Genomic DNA, 18,012 nt, shown 5'->3' with positions numbered 1-18,012 from the left:
TACAATCGCTTGCCGAATTCATCAATGGATGATCGCACAACACAGGACTACGTTACTGGAATAGAAAACCTTTTTCATTTTCTCAAAACCGGAGTTCGCACCATGCTCAAGATATTCTTGATCTGGACCGACCTGTTTCGCCGTATCGTCAGGTCCCATGAAGGCCGTACCGCCTATCGGCGCGATCCGCTCAGCCATCCGGAAATTGCGGCCATGAGCGAACGCCAGAAGGGCGACTTGCCCTTCGACGCTTGCACGATCCTGCCGGATTGAATGCCTGGCAGCTTATCAGCTGGAGAATCGGCCGGCGTCCGCGCCATAATAATTCACGTAGCGGCCCGAAATGCTCTTGATCGGAAGCACGATCAGCACGTCCGTGGTGTTGAAGGCATGATCCACCACGGCACCGTTTCCGACCATGGCGCCAAGGCGCAGATAGCCTTTAATCAGCGGCGGCATGGCGGAAAGCGCCTTGCGGGCATTGATCGCCTCGACCGGCATCAGGTCCATCTCGCGATAGAGTTCCGGCTTTGCCGAAACTGTCCACTCACCGCGAACGCCGGTATTGTGATGCAGGAAGGACAGCGCCAATGCATGCTCTTCGGGGTGAACCCCTGGGAAAGAGCCGCAGCCGAACATCGCGTCGGCGCGATGGAGAAGCGCATAAGCCCAGCAGCCCTGCCACAGGAGCTCGACGGTACGTTTGGTGCGGTAGGCGGGCAGGACGCAGGAACGACCGAGCTCCATGAACCGTTTTTCGGGATGGCGGGCGACCAGTTCGCTGATCGCGAACTCCGAATCCGAATAAAAACCACCATGGGCCATGGCCACTTCGTGCCGTAACAGGCGGTAGGTGCCAACGATCTGGTCTTCCGGATCGCCTTCGAGCGAACGATCGAGCACCAGCAGGTGATCGCAAATGGCATCCCAGGTATCGACGTCACGCTGGCGGCGAGCCGCTTCCGGCGCAACCTGAGCCTTCATCTCCTCGACGAAGACACGATAACGCACCGCCTGGGCGGCATCGATCTCGCGCTCGTTTCGCGCAAGCCTCGTTTCCAGCGAGCCTATACGGCCGAGCAAGCCCTCGGAATCCGGCTGAGCGGAGGTCGCGGACGCTGCGCCGCCATCAAGCAGGGACTTTCCATCCAGAAGTTCAATGCTCATCGCGACTCGTCCAGGTTAAGCTAGAGGTGATAAAACACGGCTGTACGACAAGAAAGTGACAGAGACTGTCACGTTTACGTGGCCCCGTAATGTCCGGGATGCGCGGCGATGCCGTCATTTTTTTGCCTGCGTGCGACATGGTTGAAGCCTACACTTTCGCTCGCCTGTGCGCCAGCACTTCATCCAGCAAGATAAACCCGGCGCCGATGGTAATCAGGCTGTCCGCGAGGTTGAAGACAGCGAAGGACCACGTCCGCGTGTGGAACAATATATAATCAATAACATGGCCGTAGACAAAACGATCGATCAAATTGCCGAGCGCGCCGGCGATAATGAGGGCGAAGCCGAGATGCGCGAAATGGTGGTCGCGCCCGGTGCGATGCCAGAGCCAGAGCACGAATGCCACGATCGTCAACCGCAGAGTGACGATGAACCAGCCGCTGGTATCGGACAGCATGGAAAAGGCAACGCCGAGATTATAGGTGCGGTAGAGCGCCAGCATCGGCATCACCGGCACGGCCTCGTTCAGCGGCAGGTAAAGCTCCACGGCATATTTGATCGCCTGGTCCAGCACCAGCATCAGCACGATGAGCACGAAGGCCGCGAAGGGCCGCGTCAGTCTTTCCAGAAATGTCGTCATCGGCTTCCGTCGAGAGCAAGGAGATGGCGTCGTACCTCGAACAGCATGACGCCGGTCGCAACCGCGAGATTCAGCGAGTCGGCGCGCCCCGTCTGGGGGATGCGCGCCAGCGCGTCGGCCGCACCGGCCAGATCGTCCGGCAGGCCCGACTGCTCGTTGCCCATCATCAGGATCACGGGCTTGCTGCGATAGTCGATGGTGCGGTAGTCGACGGAACCGGCCAGATGCGTTGCAACCAGGCGCGCGCCGCATGAGCCCTTCCATTTGAGGAAATCAGCGGCACTCGTGCGCACCAGGGGAACCGCAAACAAAGACCCCATCGTCGCGCGGACGGTTTCCAGCGAAAACGGATCGGTGCAATCGCCGACCAGCATGACCCCGGAAGCGCCGGCTGCATCGGCTGTACGGATGATCGTCCCGAGATTGCCGGGATCACGCACACGATCGAGCGCCACCCAGGTCTCGCTGCCGACAGGCCTCACATCCTTGAGGGCCTTCCAGCGCTGGTCGAAGATGCCGGCCACCATCTGCGGATTGTCGCGACGGGTGATTGCCGACATGACCTTTTCGGAAACCTCGAGCACCAGTCCGCCCGAGGCGACCGTGCGGGCGGCAACCTTCTCGACCAGCGGCTTACCCTTGGCTGCCTTGGAATAGACGAGCGTCCTGATCGTCCAGCCGAGATCGAGCGCGTCGATCACCAGCTTAAGCCCCTCGGCCATGAAGGTCTTCGTCTCGTCGCGCGCCTTTTTCTGCGCAAGCGCCTTGATGTCCTTGACGATCGGGTTGGCAAGGCTGGTGATTTCCTTCACCTGGCCAACGCGCCGCGCGCCATCGTTCCTGAAATCGTCGTTCATTTCGGCACCCAGCGGCTGAAAAGGGAGGTGGAAAGCGCCCGGCCGGGCGTCTTGCCGTCGAGACCGGCTTCGCGGATCACCAGTTCGCCTGATTCGACGATGCCGCCCTTGCCGCGCATGGTTTCACGCATCAGTTCGTGGATCGAGTAGAAACTGGCCCGGATCGAATAGGCCGTCAGCACCAGTCCGAGCGCCTTCGGCGAGAGCAGTTCCCGGCATATATCGAGCATCAGGGGCAGGTGATCGAAAAGCTGCCAGACCTCGCCATTGGGTCCGCGCCCGAATTTCGGCGGGTCCGTGAGAATGATGTCGTAGCGGCTGCCACGACGCTCTTCCCGCTGGATGAACTTCATCGCGTCCTCGCAAATCCAGCGGATCGGCGCCCTGTCCAGACGGCTCAACGCCTGATTTTCGCGCGCCCAGCCGATCGCCTTCTTCGAGGCGTCGACATGCGTGACCTCGGCGCCGACGGAAGCTGCAACCAGCGAGGCAACACCGGTGTAGCCGAACAGGTTCAACACCTTGAGCGGCCTTCCCGCTTCCTCGACCCGCTCCTTCATCCATGTCCAGTGAGCGATCTGCTCGGGGAACACACCGACATGGCGGAAAGAGGTAAAGCGCCCGAGAAAATCGATGCCGAGCAGAGAAAGCGGCCAGGTTTCGCCCAACGCCTCGCGCGGGAAGCGCCATCGACCCATGCCGTCCTCGTCGGTGTCGCCCGTGAAAATGGCATCGGCGCGCTCCCAGACATGCGACGGAAGAGCCTTCGGCCAGAGGGCCTGGGCCTCTGGCCGGACGATGCGATAAGGGCCGTACTGTTCGAGTTTCAGGCCTTCGCCGCTGTCGATCAGGTGGAAGTCACCGGCTCCCGGCGATTCAAGGATCAGGGGCACACGTTCGGCAGGCGGTTCACCGGTCCGGATCATCAGGGCGCGCGCCGGCTCGGCCGCCACCCTGACGGAAGAGGCCTCGGCTTCGGCCCGTGGCGGGCGCTTGTCGGCAGCGCGGGGCCGCTCTTCGCGTCCCTTACCGGCAGATCCCTTGGCACCGTCCTTGCCGCCGCGCGGACCTGGCCGGCTTGCGCCCGCAGAAGAGCCTCCCGGCCCGCTGCGCATCGGTCGGCGATCCCTGTTCTTCACGCCCATATCCTACATCTTGTGTCTTTTGCCCGAACTGAGCGCCGGGCCATAGCATCCCGGAAGACCATGCGAAAGCGCTTTCCACTCCATAATCGGAAGGAATTGCGGCCTTACTTGGCCGGAATCTGCGGAAGCGTGCTGCCGGCAATTTCCTCGGCACGGCTCTTGTGCCGGTCAGCCTCCGCCTGCCAGCGCAGCGCCGAACGGGCCTCGTTGCGTGCGCGCTTGCGATATTTGCCCTGGGTAAACCAGGTAACGGCCGAACCGAGCAACAGGCCGAAAATTACCGCCGAGAAGAGAAATACGAAGAAAGGCGCCGAAATCGAGAGCATCTGATCATCGGGCTGAAACGGATTGAGCGCCAGCCTGACCGTCTGCCGGTTGGCCACAGACAAAACGATCAACACGATTCCGAGAGGTACGAGGATGACCAGACCGAAAATTTTCTTGACCATCGCAAACTCCCGGCGGCAACCGCCCTTTGCTCACATTCCATTCGGACCGCACATTCGCACTGCCCGAGCACGCCCCGCTGCGAGTACCGCGGAGCTGCTTTCGTTCACTCGTCGCCTTCGTCGGCCATGCCGGGATTGAGCCGCTCGCGCAATTCCTTGCCGGTCTTGAAGAAGGGCACCCACTTTTCCTCGACGAAGACTGTTTCACCGGTGCGGGGGTTGCGTCCCGAGCGCGAAGGGCGATTCTTTACCGAAAATGCACCGAAACCACGCAGTTCGACACGGTTTCCGGCCGCAAGCGCATCGGTAATCTCATCAAGAACGGCGTTGACGATATTTTCGACATCGCGGTGATAGAGATGCGGATTGCGCGCTGCGACTATCTGCACCAGTTCCGACTTAATCACGCCCGCCCCCTTGAATGACTTTCCGAATTTGTCGACGGTCCAAGGGTGCCAAACCCAAAAAGGACCGTCAAGGAACAACTTAGCGCGGCAAAATGCCTGCGCCAAGTCGTGCTAAGACATCACAATCGTGGGGGATAATCAACCTTGAAGGCCGTCGCCGGCGCGAGTGCCCGATTAGGGATCGGCCTCGATATCGGCCAAGTCTTGCGCCACAAGGGCCGAGCTTGTATCTCCACATCGAATTTCCATATTGGCAAGCATATGCAATAATGCGAAACGTCCCGTCGAATTTGGCGGCATATCCTTCCGGCGTACGATACCGAACAGGCCTCATTCATGTTGAAACGCACAGACGAACATGCGACGACCGCTGGCCGCCGGCCGGATGGTGACGCTTATCGCACAGCGTTACACCATTCGGCGCGCGTGCGTCGCCTCAAGGTCCTGCTGCCGGTTTCCGCCCTGCTGATCTCGCTTGCCTTTATCGGCGTTTCCCTTGTCCGCGCCTACCTCCCGGCAGAACTGAAGATCGAGTCCGCCAAGATCGAAAACGGCAAGGTCGTGATGGAAAAACCTGCCATCGCCGGCCGCAATTCCGACGGCATCAATTATTCCATGCGCGCGGAACGGGCGCTGCAGGACATCAAGAACCCCAATATCATCGCGCTTGAAACCATCGCCGCCGCCGTGCCGCTGAACGAGAATACCGTCGCCATGGTCAAGGCGCTGAGCGGCGTCTTCGACCGCTCCTCCGATCTTCTCAACATGGACAAGCCCTTCACCATCAAGCTGAGTTCCGGCCTGGAGGCGAGCTTCAATTCCGCTCATCTCGACATCAAGGGCGGGAAGATGGAAACCAACGATCAGGTGACCATCAAGATGAATGAAGCGGCAATTGTTGCGCAGGCGCTCAAGATAACGGATAAGGGACGCATTATCAGTTTTTCAGGAGGTGTTCGTGTAAACGTCGACCCCTCCACCATTCACAAGACGGACAAATGAGAGCCGGACCAGTCATGCATTGCTGCAGTATTTACAAAACGCTCACCCTGGCTGGCCTGCTCGTCGCGACGGGCCTCCTTCCGCTTGCTGCCCCGACGGAGGCACTCGCCCAGGCGACCAAGAGCAAGATGGACGGCCTGAAGCTTTCCAACGATCAGCCGATCCAGATCGAAAGCGACCAGCTTGAGATCCGGGAACAGGATAAAACGGCCCTGTTCTCGGGCAACGTCAAGGTCGTGCAGGGCACGACCACGCTGCAGTCCGGCAACATGACGGTCAAGTACCGCGGGGAAGGTACCAGCGTGACGAGCGGCAATGCCGACATCGAGAACATCGATGTGACCGACAAAGTCTTCCTGTCTTCGGGCACGCAGCAGGCAACGGCCGACCGCGGGCATTTCGACATGGATAGCCAGGTCTTCACGCTTGAGGGCGATCGGGTGGTGCTGTCCGAGGGGCAGAACGTCTTCGTCGGTTGCAGACTGACGGTGCAGATGAACTCCGGAGAAGCCAAACTGGACGCTTGCGGCGGGCGCGTTCAGATCCAGCTCGACCCGAAATCCCAGCAAAAGCAATAGTATCGGCCCGGACGTGAAAATTCCCGCACTCTCAGGTTTGCTCGGCGGCGGTCGCGCAGCGCAGTCGCAATTTGACGCCGAAATGCGCCGCGACAAGACCCGTTACGAAGGCACGCTGATTGCCCACGGTCTGACGAAGACATACGGCACGCGGCGTGTCGTGAACGGTGTATCGCTTGTCGTGCGGCGCGGCGAGGCCGTTGGCCTGCTCGGTCCGAACGGCGCCGGAAAGACGACTTGTTTCTACATGATTACCGGGCTGGTGCCCGTCGACGTCGGCACCATCGCGATCAACGGCAACGACGTGAGCGGCATGCCGATGTACAGGCGTGCGCGGCTCGGAGTAGGCTACCTGCCGCAGGAAGCCTCGATCTTTCGCGGGCTTTCCGTCGAAGACAACATCCGGGCCGTCCTGGAAGTACATGAAAAGGACCGCAGGAAGCGCGAGGCCAAGCTCGACGAACTGCTTGCGGAATTCCATATCGAGAAACTTCGCAAATCCGCAGCCGTCGCGCTTTCCGGCGGCGAGCGACGGCGTCTTGAAATCGCGCGGGCGCTTGCGACCGATCCGACCTTCATGCTGCTCGACGAGCCCTTTGCGGGCGTCGATCCCATTTCGGTGTCGGATATCCAGAACCTCGTGCGCCATTTGACGGCTCGCGGCATCGGCGTGCTGATTACCGATCACAACGTCCGCGAGACGCTTGGCCTGATTGACCGCGCCTATATCATTCACGCCGGTGAAGTCCTGACCCACGGCCGCGCCAACGATATCGTCAACAATCCCGACGTGCGGCGCCTCTACCTTGGCGACAAGTTCAGCCTCTGATAGGCTGCCGGACAAGAAATTCTCCCCAGCCGACCATAGTTCGGCTTGACCAAACCCGATAAAAAAGCAATTTTTGGGCCAGTTGGAAATTTCTCATCTGGCCGCAGCCCGCGGCGTGGGGAATCCGGAGGGATTGTAGGGGAGTTTCGCGTCCGTCATGGCTTTGTCAGCCAATCTTTTCCTGCGCCAGAGCCAATCGCTCGTCATGACACCGCAACTGATGCAATCCATCCAGTTGCTGCAAATGACTCATCTGGAACTCATCCAGTTCATTTCCCAGGAAGTAGAAAAGAACCCTCTGCTTGAATTGGCGTCAGATGACGCGGATTTGGGCGCTGGCCTCCCGTCCGGCGGCGAAACGGAAGGAAGCGGATCGGACGCGGCAGCGGATGACGATCGCGCATCGTCCCTGTCCAGCGACTGGTACGAGCCGGGGCAGGCGAACGCCCTTAACGAGCGGCTCGATTCCAATTTCGATTCCGCCCTTGCCGACGAGGCCTCGGCGACGCGCGCCGATGCGCCGGAACTGCTTGGCCAGTGGAAGTCGATGCCGGGGAGCACCGGCGAAAACGGAGAGGCCTATGATCTCGACGATTTCGTTGCCGGACAAATCAGCCTTCGCGATCACCTGAACCAGCAAATCCCCTTTGCCCTCGTCAACGCCGGCGACAGGATGATCGCTTCGGTCCTTCTCGACCATCTCGATGAGGCCGGCTATCTGAGAGCCGATCTCGACGAGATCGCAACACGCCTCGGCGACGATGTGGCCGACGTCGAGGCCGTGCTGGAGGTGCTGCAGACGCTCGATCCGCCGGGCGTCTTCGCCCGTTCGCTCAGCGAATGCCTTTCCATCCAGCTCAGGCAGCGCGACCGGCTCGATCCGGCGATGGCCGCGCTGGTTGACAATCTCGAGCTTCTCGCCAAGCGCGACTTCAATACGTTGAAAAGACTGTGCGGCGTCGACGAGGAGGATCTTGTCGATATGCTGGCGGAAATCCGCAAGCTGCATCCGAAACCCGGCAGCGGTTTCGAAGCGGGGGGGCTTGAAACCGTCATTCCCGATATCGTCGTTCGCGCCATGCCGGATGGCAGCTGGCGCGTCGAACTCAATGCCGATGCCCTGCCCCGGGTTCTGGTCAATCAGAATTATGCAACGGCGGTCAGCAGGAATGGCGGCACAACGGAGGCCGACCAAGCCTTTCTTTCGGAATGCATGCAGAATGCCAGCTGGCTGACACGGAGCCTCGACCAGCGCGCGAAGACGATCATGAAAGTGGCGAGCGAGATCGTGCGCCAGCAGGACGCCTTCCTTCAGCACGGCGTCGATCATCTGCGGCCATTGAACCTGAAGACGGTGGCGGATGCGATCAAGATGCACGAATCGACCGTCAGCCGGGTCACGTCGAACAAATACATGCTGACGCCGCGCGGGCTGTTCGAACTCAAATATTTCTTCAGCGTGTCGATCGGATCGGCGGAAGGCGGCGATACCCATTCGGCTGAGGCCGTCCGTCACCGCATACGGATGATGATCGCCCAGGAAAGTCCTGAAGCCGTCCTTTCCGATGATGATATCGTATTGAGCCTGAAGTCGGGCGGGGTCGATCTCGCGCGCCGGACTGTGGCAAAATACCGCGAAGCCATGAACATCCCGTCCTCCGTCCAGCGGCGGCGCGAGAAGCGCGCCATGGCGAAAGCGACGACAATCTAGGAGTGCATCCCCACCCCCGCAGGTTGACGGCGCATTAACAGACTGTTGACTTTTGCAGGAGGTACCGCTAGAAGCCCGCCCCGATCAACACGGGTTCACATTCGCTCAATCTTATCCCCGACCGAGGACCCGATACACGGGATAGAGACCGACAATACCGCTTGAAGAGCTTGGATGCGTGCGGCGCTTGGCGTAAACTGACGCCTGCAAACCAACTATAAGAAGGGAAACTCCATGAGTGTGCGTGTATCCGGCAAACATATGGAAATCGGCGATTCCTTCCGTCAGCGGATCGGAGAGCGGATTGGAGAAGCCGTCACGAAATACTTCGACGGAGGGTATTCGGGCCAGATCACCGTGACCAAGTCGGCAGCCGCAGCGGCGCAATTCGTTGCAGACTGCACGGTTCATCTGGATGCCGGCGCCAATCTCCACGCCACCGGCTCGGCCAATGACCCGCAGATTGCTTTCGACATCGCGGCCGACCGCATCGAGAAGCGCCTGCGGCGCTACAAGCGCAAGCTCAAGGATCACCATCCCGCCGGCATGGCGGCGTCCGCGATCGAGGTGCCCTATACCGTTATGGATGCTCTTTCCGAAGAGCATGACGAAGTGCCCGAGGATTATGCGCCGACTATCGTTGCGGAAAGCACCAAGAAGCTCCGCACGATGACCGTCGCCTCCGCCGTGATGGCTCTCGACATGACCGATGAGCCGGTCCTGCTGTTCCGCAGCCCCGGCAAGGAAGAACTGAACATCGTCTACCGCCGCAACGACGGCAATATCGGCTGGATCGATTCCGCCAATATCAAAGCCTGATAAGCACAGCGCAAGCGGCGGTCTCCGGCTGCCGCTTGCTCCCATTCTTGTCTCGGCGACATGAAGGATTTTGAAATGGCCTTGGCAGATTTGCTGCAACAAGACGCGGTCGTTCCCGCCCTTCGGGTGAACTCCAAGAAGCAACTGCTTCAGGAACTTGCGGCCAAAGCCTCCAAGCTCACCAATATTCCCGAACGCGAGATATTCGACGTCATCCTGCAGCGGGAGCGTCTGGGCTCGACGGGGGTCGGCAACGGCATCGCCATCCCGCATGGCAAGCTCACCAACATCAACACGATCACGGGCGTCTTCGCGCGGCTTGAAACGCCTGTCGATTTCGAAGCGCTTGATGACCAGCCGGTGGACCTCGTCTTCCTTCTGCTCGCGCCGGAAGGCGCAGGCGCAGACCACCTCAAGGCTCTGTCACGGATCGCGCGCGTGCTGCGCGACCAGGATCTGGTTGCCAAACTGCGTGCGACGGATTCGGCCTCTGCCATCTATGCCTTCCTCAATGAGGAACAGGCATCCAACGCAGCCTGACCATCATTCTCCGCATATGAAAAAGCGCCCTTTCGGGCGCTTTCATGACATCGCGGATTTTTTCCTCAGCCGTTCTTTTCGGCGGTTGCCTCAGCTGCCGCCTCGACCTTGGGGCCGCCCTTGGCGACGCCTACCATGGCCGGGCGAAGGACGCGGTCGCCAATCGCGTAACCGGCCTGCACGACCTGAACGACGGTATTGTTCGGCACTTCGGGATTGGGGATTTCGAACATCGCCTGATGAAAGTTCGGATCGAACTTCTGCCCTTCGGCTTCGATCTTGCGCACGCCATGGCGCTCAAGCGTTGCAAGCATGCCCCGCTCCGTCATTTCGACGCCCTCGATGAGTGCTGCCAGTCCGGCATCGGCTGCAGCACGAGCCTCCTGCGGAATGGTGTCGAGCGCACGGCGCAGGTTATCGGAAACCGCCAGCATGTCACGTGCAAAGCCCGTTACCGCATAGGTCTTAGCATCCTTCACATCACGTTCCGTGCGACGGCGCAGATTGTCCATTTCGGCCGCAAGGCGCAGGAACCTGTCGCGAAGCTCGGCATTTTCCGCCTTCAGGGCTTCCGCGGGATCAACGGCCACTTCCAGGCCCGCATCAGCCTCGGCCGCAATCTCAGGCGCCTGGCTTTCGGTTACTGTCGGGTCGGTTTCGTTCTTCTTGGTGTCGTCGGTCATGACGTCCTCCGAGTGATTGGCGTTTCGAACCGGTTTTCGAATTTGTGCCCGATATCAGGGTTTAACGTGGAAAAATCAAGGCTTGCGGACCAACAAGAAGGAGACAGCGTCTCCTTGGCCGCGCCAGCTAGCGTCCTGATCGCGAAAGCCGCGCCATCAATTGCGCGGTGTAATCGACCATCGGCACGATACGGGAATAGTTGAGCCGGGTCGGCCCGATGACGCCGACGGCACCGACGATGCGGTCCTCGCCGTCGCGATAAGGAGCCACGATCAGCGAAGAGCCGGAGAGCGAGAACAACTTGTTCTCGGAGCCGATGAAGATCCGCACCCCAGGCCCGCTTTCTGCCAGATTGAGGATTTCGACCAGGCTTTCCTTGCGCTCGAGATCGTCGAAAAGCAGGCGCAGACGATCGATATCCTCCGAGCCGGCCAGTCCTTCCAGGAGGTTCGCCCGTCCGCGCACGATCAACCGCGTGGGCTTTTCCTCGTCCCGGCTGCCCGACCAGACCGCAAGACCCCGCTCGACGAGATCCTGGGACAGGGTGTCGAGTTCACCCGCCACCTGCTGCTTGAGCTTCTCGATCTGGTTGCGCAGTTCGACGAGCGTCTGGCCGGAGAGATTTGCGTTGAGGAAATTCGCGGCTTCCGTGAGCTGTGAGGCCGTGACGCCGGCCGGCAGATCGATGATGCGGTTTTCGATCTGGTTATGCTCGCCAACAAGCACCGCCAGCGCCTTGGTCGGCTCGAGCCGGATGAATTCGACATGCTTGAGAACCGGATCACTCTTGGCAGCGATCACCAGCCCAGCCCCGCGAGAGAGGCCGGAGAGCATCAGGCTTGCCTCGGTCAGCAGGTTTTCCATCGGCTGGTCCGGACCCGGCGGACGGATCTGGCGCTCAATGCTGTCACGCTCCTCGGCCGAGAGATCACCGACCTGCATGAAGGCATCGACGAAAAAGCGCAGGCCGAGCTGTGTGGGCAGGCGGCCGGCGCTCACATGCGGCGCATAAATGAGGCCGAGATCTTCGAGATCGCTCATCACGTTGCGAACGGATGCAGGCGAGAGCGACATCGGCAAGAGCCGCGAGAGATTGCGCGAACCGAGAGGATCGCCCGATTCCAGATAGCTTTCCACTATACGCCGGAAGACCTCCCTGGAGCGATCGTCCAGTGACGCCGTCACGTCCTTGACCGGTGTCGTCGTTCGAGCCATCAGTCGCGCGAAGTCTTTGTGTCTGTCATCAGGACAAAATATAGCCACTCCATGGCCAATCACAAACCGGAAAATGGGCCAAGTCCGGGCCTTATCCGACGCGCCATGGTTTTTCTTTGCAAATCGTCGGCGCGGACCTTAGAAGGCCTTTGGGCATCCAAGGAGAACGCAATGCGGCCATCAGGCAGAAAAACCGACCAAATGCGCAAGGTCTCGTTCGAGCGCAATTTTTCCAAGCATGCGGAAGGCTCCTGCCTCGTAAAATTCGGCGATACCCATGTGCTGTGCACGGCAAGCCTCGAGGAGAAGACGCCGCCATGGCTGCGCAACAGCGGCAAGGGCTGGGTCACCGCGGAATACGGCATGCTGCCGCGCGCGACCGGCGAGCGCATGAAGCGCGAAGCCGCGTCCGGCAAGCAGGGCGGCCGCACGCAGGAGATCCAGCGTCTGATCGGCCGTTCGCTGCGCGCCATCGTCGATCTTGAAGCACTCGGCGAACGCCAGATCACCATCGACTGCGACGTGATCCAGGCCGATGGCGGCACCCGTACGGCCTCGATCACCGGCGCATGGATTGCCCTTTACGACTGCCTGAAGTGGATGGAAGCCCGCAACATGGTAAAGGTGGAGAAGGTCCTGAAGGATCACGTCGCCGCCATTTCCTGTGGTATCTTCGCCAACCAGCCGGTCATCGACCTCGACTATCTGGAAGACTCCTCCGCCGAGACTGACGCGAACTTCGTCATGACCGGCACCGGTGCCATCGTCGAGGTTCAGGGAACCGCCGAGGGCGTTCCGTTCTCGGAGGAGGAATTCCTGACGCTGATGCGGCTTGCCCGCAACGGCATCGGCGAACTGGTCAACCTGCAGAAACAGGCGATCCTCTAAGGGTCGCCTCCACGGAGAGAAGGGTGAGCGACGCACTGGAAGGCATTCTCGAGACCGCTCTCTATGCGTCGGACCTCGACGCAGCCGATGCCTTCTACGGAGACGTTCTCGGGCTTGAGAAGATCACCCGGCATGACAACCGCCATATCTTCTACCGCTGCGGCCAGGGAATCCTGCTGATCTTCAACCCGGCGGAAACGATCAAACCGGTTGCCGTCGGATCTCTGCCTGTCCCGAGCCATGGAACGAATGGGCCGGGACATGCCTGCTTCCGCGTGTCGGGCGAAAGCCTCGATGCGGTTGCGGATCGGCTGCGCGGCGCCGGCATCGCGATTGAGGCAGACTTCCGCTGGCCGAACGGAGCCCGCTCGATCTACTTCCGCGATCCGGCGGGCAACAGTCTCGAATGCGCCGAACCCCGGCTCTGGAATATCGAATAGGATTTTTGGAATGCGTAAGCTCGACACCCGCACCATCGTCGTCGCCAGCCACAATGCCGGCAAGATCGCCGAAATCGCCGACCTGATCGGTCCCTTCGGCTTTTCTGCCAGATCGGCTGCCGAACTCAAGTTCGAGGAGCCTGAAGAAACCGGCACGACGTTCGAGGAGAACGCGGCCATCAAGGCTCTGGCCTCGGCCAAGGCCGCCGGCATGCCGGCGCTATCGGACGATTCCGGCTTGGTGATCGACGCGCTTGACGGTGCGCCGGGCGTCTATACGGCCAACTGGGCCGAACGCGAGGATGGCAGTCGCGATTTCGCGATGGCGATGGAGAAGGTCGAGAAGGCTCTTTCCGAGCGCGGCGCAGTGGCGCCGGATCAGCGCACTGGCCGTTTCGTCAGCGTGCTCTGCCTTGCCTGGCCGGACGGACATACGGAATTATTCCGCGGCGAGGTCGAAGGTACGATCGTCTGGCCGCCGCGCGGCACCGCCGGCTTCGGCTACGATCCGGTATTCCAGCCGGAAGGGCATGACACCACCTTCGGCGAAATGACCGCCCAGGAAAAACACGGCTGGAAGCCCGGCGATGCGGAAGCGCTTTCGCATCGCGCACGCGCTTTCAAGCTTTTCGTCGAAACCTGCCTGGAGGCTTGATCCCGCCTATGGCCGAAGCGACGCCGCTCCTCCTTCCCGACACCGGCGAGCCGGGCTTCGGCGTCTATGTGCATTGGCCGTTCTGCGCGGCCAAATGTCCCTATTGCGATTTCAACAGCCATGTCCGCCATCAGTCGGTCGACCAGCCGCGCTTCGTTTCGGCCTTCCTGCGCGAGATGCAGGAGATGCGGCGGCTCAGCGGCCCGAAAACCGTCACCAGCATCTTTCTCGGCGGCGGTACGCCTTCCCTGATGGCACCGGAGACGGTGGATGCGATCCTGAACGGTATTGCCCGTCACTGGCATGTACCTGAAGGCATTGAAGTCACCATGGAGGCCAATCCCTCCAGCGTCGAGGCAACGCGTTTCCGCGGATATCGGGCTGCGGGCGTCAACCGGGTATCGCTCGGTGTTCAGGCGCTCAACGATCCGGACCTCAGGTTCCTGGGACGGCTGCATGACGTCGCGGACGCGCTGAAGGCAATCCGGCTTGCGCGCGATATCTTTCCGCGCATGTCATTCGACCTGATCTATGCGCGGCCCGGCCAGACCGTCGAGGCATGGGAAAGGGAGTTGCGTGAAGCGATCTCCTACGCTGTCGACCATCTGTCGCTCTATCAACTGACGATCGAGGAAGGCACCGCGTTCTACGGCCTTCACAAGGCAGGCAAACTCATCGTTCCCGACGGCGAGCAATCCGCGTTCCTCTACGAGGCGACACAGGAGATCACGGCGAGCGTAGGCCTGCCCGCCTATGAAGTGTCGAACCATGCGCGTCCGGGCTGCGAAAGCCGGCACAATCTCACGTATTGGCGCTACGGCGACTATGCCGGCATCGGCCCCGGCGCCCATGGTCGGTTGACGCGCGGCCGCGACAAGATCGCCACCGCCACCGAACGTGTTCCCGAAGCCTGGCTTGCGGCGGTCGAAGAGAAGGGCCACGGCATGCTGGATCAGGAAATTCTCGGTTTCGAGGAACAGGCAGACGAACTGCTGCTGATGGGCCTCAGGCTGCGCGAGGGCGTCGACCTTGCCCGCTGGCAGCAGCTTTCCGGCCGCGATCCCGATCCAGCCAAAGAACAGTTTTTACTGGAACACGGTTTCATAGAGCGCCTCGGCAATTCGCGCCTGCGCTGCACGCCTTCCGGCATGCTGGTGCTGGACGCGGTGGTGGCAGATCTCGCCTGCTAAGCGCTCCGCACGCTAAACCTTTGTTTATCGCATGTGTTGCTGCAAAACCGCTGCACATTTTTATCCGCAAGAAATGTCCCATGCCGTTCGATGAAGCCTTCGTCCGCCATGTTAGGGCAATCCTCTATGACAGGGCGGTTACGTGAAGCCATTCGGTCGGCTCGTCGTCGTAGCCCCCGCCCGTCGTACTTTCGATCGACGGCGCGCGCCAGCCTGCATCGCGATAGGCCGATGAAAGCCACTCGGGCGACGGCCGGTTGTAATAGCGTCCGAAACGATCGGAACCTTCGGTCTCGCCGGCCTTGTAGCTCGCATAAAAGATCCCGCCCGGACGCATGGCGAGAAGAATGCGCGCGAGTACACCGCAAAGGTCGGCTCGGGGGACGTGCAAAAGGCAGGCGCTCGCCCAGACACCGTCATAGGCATTCACCTCGGCGATCTCATCGAAACGCAGAACCCGGACCGGCAGGCCCAGCCGCCTTTCAGCCTGGACCGCCATCGCCGCAGAGCCGTCCGTCGGGACGACGTTGAAGCCGTTCGTCATCAGCCATTCGCTATCCTCGCCGGCACCGCAGCCAAGTTCGAGGATTGTGCCACCCGGTGCCACGCGCGCGGCAAATACCGCCAACCGCTCGGTCGGCAACTTGCGCGACCGGCTCGCATAGACCTCGGCATTGTCATCGTAGAAGGGGAGGATCGGCCGATCCATCGACAGCTCACATGCGGACTTCAGGATACAAAGGAAAGGGCCGGTATCGCTACCGGCCCCCTTGTCAGGCGTTGTTTTCGTTGATCAGTCGCTTCAAAAGTTCGATCTCATGGCTAAGTTTCGTATCTTCGGCCACCAGTTCCTCGATCTTGCGCACAGCATGAAGCACGGTCGTATGATCCCGACCACCGAAACGCCGGCCGATCTCCGGGAAAGAACGGGGGGTGAGCGTCTTCGACAGATACATCGCGATCTGACGCGGCTTGACGATGACGCGGGTACGGCGATTGGAAACGAGTTCCTGGCGCGAGACATTGTAGTGGCGCGCAACGATGCGCTGGATGTCCTCGATACGGACGCGCTTCTGTTCGGACGCCCCGACCAGATGAGCCAGCAGCTCATCGACACGCTCAACCGAGAGATTGGGCTCGAAAGAACGGCGGAAAATCAGCTGGTTGAACGCCCCTTCCAGATCGCGGCCGCTGCTTGCGACGTTGCGGGCGACATGTGACAGGATTTCGAGCGGAATATCCAGGGACGCATCGTCCTTCTTGGCGGCTTCCAGACGGGTCTTCAGCATCTCGAAGCGCATCTCGTAGTCGGGCGCTTCCATTTCGATCGCCACGCCGCCCTGAAGGCGCGAACGGACGCGCGGATCGAGCGATTCCAGCTCCCAGGGCGCGCGGTCGGCGGCAACCACGACCTGCTTGGCGCTATCGAGCAACATGTTGAGAAGATGGCAGAATTCATGCTGGATCATTTTGCCCTGCAGGAACTGCATGTCATCGATGATAAGAAGGTCGATCGCTCGCAGCGAGTCCTTGAGCGTCAACGCATCATTGTCGCGGATCGCGGTGGCAAACCGCCACATGAAATATTCGGCCGTCAGATAGACCACGCGAGGCGCGCGCGGGCTCTGGATCGCCGCATTGGCAATCGCCTGCAGAAGATGCGTCTTGCCGAGGCCGACGGAGGAATGAATGAAGAGCGGGTTGAAGCGAACAGCGCCGGCACCGGCCTCAGCGATCGTCTTCGCAGCCGCCAGGGCAACGCGGTTCGAAGCGCCCTCGATGAAGCCGTCGAAGGTGAAGCGGGAATCAAGCGGAGAGCCGAACAGCGGACCGTTCGGCGCCGTCCGCGAGGCGCCGGCATTGCCGGGGGGCGGCGCGATCTGGCCGATGGGCTGGGCGGTGGATTTGCGCGCAGGGGCAACCGGAGCTGCGGCGTCCACTGCGGGCGCGCGATCTTCGACAGCAGAGCCTCGGGTGTTGCGGCTCGCGCTGCGCACCAGGATCTCGACCTTCAAGATCGCCGGATCCTCCTGGCGGAAGATGCTGGTGATGAGATCGAGATAGCGATTGTTGATCCAGGATTTCAGGAAGGTGGTCGGAACCGTGAGACGAATTTCGCTCTTCGACGCCGAATGCAGCTTCAACCGACCGAACCAGCTCGCATAGACGTCCGGACCGACTTGAGCCTTCAGCCGCTGGCTGAAACGCTCAAACAGGACATCACGCTTCATTTCAGTATTTTCTCCTGCTCCTTCGGAGCGCACGGCGCCTACCGCCGTGTGTGCGTGGTCCCCGTTTACCACAGCACCGGCCATCACAGTATTTATTTGCATTTTGCCGCCTTCCAAAACTTATCATTCGCGCCGGGCGTCTTTGTACCGCGCCCGGCAACTGCCTCAGCCACACGCCACAGACCGCATCGCATCATGCAATGGATCCGGCGTCCCCCAATCCGTCATGCGCAGCCACCCCAGCCACGGGGTCATCGGCCGTCACACCGGAAGCCTCCGAAAGTTCATCCTCGACATGAACCCCGGCGGCCGCCGTCTACTTCTTCTCACCATTTCGCCGACCTTAGCGGCCGACACAGAAGACAAACTTCTCCGTCACGGAAACCAAGGGTCTCCGGCGTAAAATCCACACTGTTTGAAAAAACGGGATACGAAGATCCCGCCCAGGGAGCGGTGAGTGCCCTGAACACCGGCTTTCGCCGGCTAAGACTGCTCCGGAGACAAGCTCCGCGCGCCCTGTTGAGAAGCATTAAGGCAGGATCAAAAGCCAAGATCAACAGTGAAT

Annotated in this window: 21 protein-coding genes; 11 read left to right on the top strand and 10 right to left on the bottom strand. The window is 60.7% G+C overall.

What is annotated here, in order from left to right:
* Positions 1-102: 102 nt before the first annotated feature.
* Positions 103-273 carry a hypothetical protein gene (locus J5N58_RS13095; protein ID WP_162758838.1) on the top strand — a complete coding sequence of 57 codons (171 nt, stop codon included), beginning with the start codon at positions 103-105 and terminating at the stop codon, positions 271-273.
* A gap of 15 nt (positions 274-288) precedes the next feature.
* On the opposite strand, the gene olsB is transcribed toward J5N58_RS13095, so the two are convergent.
* From olsB to J5N58_RS13065, 6 genes are all read right to left on the bottom strand, one after another.
* On the bottom strand, positions 289-1,167 hold the full coding sequence (olsB, locus tag J5N58_RS13090) for a l-ornithine N(alpha)-acyltransferase (RefSeq protein ID WP_112827687.1): 879 nt from the start codon (positions 1,165-1,167) through the stop codon (positions 289-291).
* Positions 1,168-1,315: 148 nt separating this feature from the next.
* Positions 1,316-1,807, bottom strand: a complete 492-nt coding sequence (gene lspA, locus J5N58_RS13085) for a signal peptidase II (RefSeq protein ID WP_113338392.1) — start codon at positions 1,805-1,807, stop codon at positions 1,316-1,318.
* On the bottom strand, positions 1,804-2,664 hold the full coding sequence (locus tag J5N58_RS13080; RefSeq protein ID WP_113425241.1) for a TrmH family RNA methyltransferase: 861 nt from the start codon (positions 2,662-2,664) through the stop codon (positions 1,804-1,806). The genes lspA and J5N58_RS13080 overlap by 4 nt, the downstream gene beginning before the upstream one ends.
* Complete coding sequence (locus J5N58_RS13075) at positions 2,661-3,803, bottom strand: class I SAM-dependent methyltransferase (protein WP_244711089.1); 1,143 nt, start codon at positions 3,801-3,803, stop codon at positions 2,661-2,663. The genes J5N58_RS13080 and J5N58_RS13075 overlap by 4 nt, the downstream gene beginning before the upstream one ends.
* A 110-nt stretch (positions 3,804-3,913) precedes the next feature.
* Entirely contained in the window at positions 3,914-4,258 is a 345-nt protein-coding gene (locus J5N58_RS13070) for a DUF1049 domain-containing protein (protein WP_112827684.1), read from the bottom strand.
* 104 nt (positions 4,259-4,362) lie between these two features.
* Entirely contained in the window at positions 4,363-4,665 is a 303-nt protein-coding gene (locus J5N58_RS13065; RefSeq protein ID WP_028738774.1) for an integration host factor subunit beta, read from the bottom strand.
* A 336-nt stretch (positions 4,666-5,001) separates the two neighbouring features.
* Here J5N58_RS13065 and lptC point away from each other — a divergent pair, with 336 nt between their 5' ends.
* From lptC to ptsN, 6 genes are all read left to right on the top strand, one after another.
* On the top strand, positions 5,002-5,667 hold the full coding sequence (gene lptC / locus J5N58_RS13060) for an LPS export ABC transporter periplasmic protein LptC (protein WP_112827683.1): 666 nt from the start codon (positions 5,002-5,004) through the stop codon (positions 5,665-5,667).
* A 14-nt stretch (positions 5,668-5,681) separates the two neighbouring features.
* Positions 5,682-6,245: an LptA/OstA family protein gene (locus J5N58_RS13055; protein ID WP_112827682.1), complete on the top strand. Its 564-nt coding sequence runs from the start codon at positions 5,682-5,684 to the stop codon at positions 6,243-6,245.
* Between the two features lie 82 nt (positions 6,246-6,327).
* A complete protein-coding gene (lptB, locus tag J5N58_RS13050; protein ID WP_162748240.1) occupies positions 6,328-7,074 on the top strand; it encodes an LPS export ABC transporter ATP-binding protein in 747 nt (248 codons plus the stop codon).
* Between the two features lie 157 nt (positions 7,075-7,231).
* On the top strand, positions 7,232-8,785 hold the full coding sequence (gene rpoN / locus J5N58_RS13045) for an RNA polymerase factor sigma-54 (protein WP_244711084.1): 1,554 nt from the start codon (positions 7,232-7,234) through the stop codon (positions 8,783-8,785).
* A gap of 234 nt (positions 8,786-9,019) precedes the next feature.
* Positions 9,020-9,604, top strand: coding sequence for a ribosome hibernation-promoting factor, HPF/YfiA family (gene hpf / locus J5N58_RS13040; RefSeq protein WP_112827679.1), 585 nt, complete (start codon positions 9,020-9,022; stop codon positions 9,602-9,604).
* 75 nt (positions 9,605-9,679) lie between these two features.
* A complete protein-coding gene (ptsN, locus tag J5N58_RS13035) occupies positions 9,680-10,144 on the top strand; it encodes a PTS IIA-like nitrogen regulatory protein PtsN (protein WP_112827678.1) in 465 nt (154 codons plus the stop codon).
* Positions 10,145-10,209: 65 nt separating this feature from the next.
* On the opposite strand, the gene grpE is transcribed toward ptsN, so the two are convergent.
* Together grpE and hrcA are read right to left on the bottom strand one after the other, a co-directional pair.
* Entirely contained in the window at positions 10,210-10,869 is a 660-nt protein-coding gene (grpE, locus tag J5N58_RS13030) for a nucleotide exchange factor GrpE (RefSeq protein ID WP_414901845.1), read from the bottom strand.
* A gap of 85 nt (positions 10,870-10,954) precedes the next feature.
* A complete protein-coding gene (gene hrcA / locus J5N58_RS13025; RefSeq protein ID WP_112827676.1) occupies positions 10,955-12,043 on the bottom strand; it encodes a heat-inducible transcriptional repressor HrcA in 1,089 nt (362 codons plus the stop codon).
* Positions 12,044-12,214: 171 nt separating this feature from the next.
* Here hrcA and rph point away from each other — a divergent pair, with 171 nt between their 5' ends.
* Genes rph through hemW form a run of 4 tightly spaced genes read left to right on the top strand, consistent with a single transcriptional unit; the run spans position 12,215 to position 15,216 of the window.
* Positions 12,215-12,931, top strand: a complete 717-nt coding sequence (gene rph / locus J5N58_RS13020) for a ribonuclease PH (RefSeq protein ID WP_113338396.1) — start codon at positions 12,215-12,217, stop codon at positions 12,929-12,931.
* 23 nt (positions 12,932-12,954) lie between these two features.
* Entirely contained in the window at positions 12,955-13,371 is a 417-nt protein-coding gene (locus J5N58_RS13015) for a VOC family protein (RefSeq protein WP_112827674.1), read from the top strand.
* A 10-nt stretch (positions 13,372-13,381) separates the two neighbouring features.
* The gene (gene rdgB, locus J5N58_RS13010) at positions 13,382-14,026 is read left to right on the top strand and encodes an RdgB/HAM1 family non-canonical purine NTP pyrophosphatase (RefSeq protein WP_244711082.1); all 645 of its coding nucleotides are present in this window, start codon (positions 13,382-13,384) and stop codon (positions 14,024-14,026) included.
* An 8-nt stretch (positions 14,027-14,034) separates the two neighbouring features.
* The gene (gene hemW, locus J5N58_RS13005; protein WP_113467039.1) at positions 14,035-15,216 is read left to right on the top strand and encodes a radical SAM family heme chaperone HemW; all 1,182 of its coding nucleotides are present in this window, start codon (positions 14,035-14,037) and stop codon (positions 15,214-15,216) included.
* Between the two features lie 124 nt (positions 15,217-15,340).
* Here hemW and J5N58_RS13000 read toward each other — a convergent pair whose 3' ends face one another.
* Positions 15,341-15,925 carry a class I SAM-dependent methyltransferase gene (locus J5N58_RS13000; RefSeq protein WP_113467040.1) on the bottom strand — a complete coding sequence of 195 codons (585 nt, stop codon included), beginning with the start codon at positions 15,923-15,925 and terminating at the stop codon, positions 15,341-15,343.
* 64 nt (positions 15,926-15,989) lie between these two features.
* A complete protein-coding gene (gene dnaA, locus J5N58_RS12995) occupies positions 15,990-17,549 on the bottom strand; it encodes a chromosomal replication initiator protein DnaA (protein ID WP_244711079.1) in 1,560 nt (519 codons plus the stop codon).
* Positions 17,550-18,012: the final 463 nt, after the last annotated feature.

This window comes from Paenirhizobium cremeum (assembly GCF_022884085.1).
Classification (GTDB): Bacteria; Pseudomonadota; Alphaproteobacteria; order Rhizobiales; family Rhizobiaceae; genus Allorhizobium; species Allorhizobium cremeum.
The sequence above is the reverse complement of the archived record's forward strand: the minus strand, read 5'-3'. Positions and strand labels throughout refer to the sequence as shown.

Bases quoted from the DNA above. Each gene is read 5' to 3' on its own strand.
- J5N58_RS13095 (WP_162758838.1), top strand. From the start codon at position 103: ATGCTCAAGATATTCTTGATCTGGACCGACCTGTTTCGCCGTATCGTC.
- olsB (WP_112827687.1), bottom strand. From the start codon at position 1,167: ATGAGCATTGAACTTCTGGATGGAAAGTCCCTGCTTGATGGCGGCGCA.
- lspA (WP_113338392.1), bottom strand. From the start codon at position 1,807: ATGACGACATTTCTGGAAAGACTGACGCGGCCCTTCGCGGCCTTCGTG.
- J5N58_RS13080 (WP_113425241.1), bottom strand. From the start codon at position 2,664: ATGAACGACGATTTCAGGAACGATGGCGCGCGGCGCGTTGGCCAGGTG.
- J5N58_RS13070 (WP_112827684.1), bottom strand. From the start codon at position 4,258: ATGGTCAAGAAAATTTTCGGTCTGGTCATCCTCGTACCTCTCGGAATC.
- lptC (WP_112827683.1), top strand. From the start codon at position 5,002: ATGTTGAAACGCACAGACGAACATGCGACGACCGCTGGCCGCCGGCCG.
- J5N58_RS13055 (WP_112827682.1), top strand. From the start codon at position 5,682: ATGCATTGCTGCAGTATTTACAAAACGCTCACCCTGGCTGGCCTGCTC.
- lptB (WP_162748240.1), top strand. From the start codon at position 6,328: ATGCGCCGCGACAAGACCCGTTACGAAGGCACGCTGATTGCCCACGGT.
- rpoN (WP_244711084.1), top strand. From the start codon at position 7,232: ATGGCTTTGTCAGCCAATCTTTTCCTGCGCCAGAGCCAATCGCTCGTC.
- hpf (WP_112827679.1), top strand. From the start codon at position 9,020: ATGAGTGTGCGTGTATCCGGCAAACATATGGAAATCGGCGATTCCTTC.
- ptsN (WP_112827678.1), top strand. From the start codon at position 9,680: ATGGCCTTGGCAGATTTGCTGCAACAAGACGCGGTCGTTCCCGCCCTT.
- hrcA (WP_112827676.1), bottom strand. From the start codon at position 12,043: ATGGCTCGAACGACGACACCGGTCAAGGACGTGACGGCGTCACTGGAC.
- rph (WP_113338396.1), top strand. From the start codon at position 12,215: ATGCGGCCATCAGGCAGAAAAACCGACCAAATGCGCAAGGTCTCGTTC.
- rdgB (WP_244711082.1), top strand. From the start codon at position 13,382: ATGCGTAAGCTCGACACCCGCACCATCGTCGTCGCCAGCCACAATGCC.
- hemW (WP_113467039.1), top strand. From the start codon at position 14,035: ATGGCCGAAGCGACGCCGCTCCTCCTTCCCGACACCGGCGAGCCGGGC.
- J5N58_RS13000 (WP_113467040.1), bottom strand. From the start codon at position 15,925: ATGGATCGGCCGATCCTCCCCTTCTACGATGACAATGCCGAGGTCTAT.
- dnaA (WP_244711079.1), bottom strand. From the start codon at position 17,549: ATGCAAATAAATACTGTGATGGCCGGTGCTGTGGTAAACGGGGACCAC.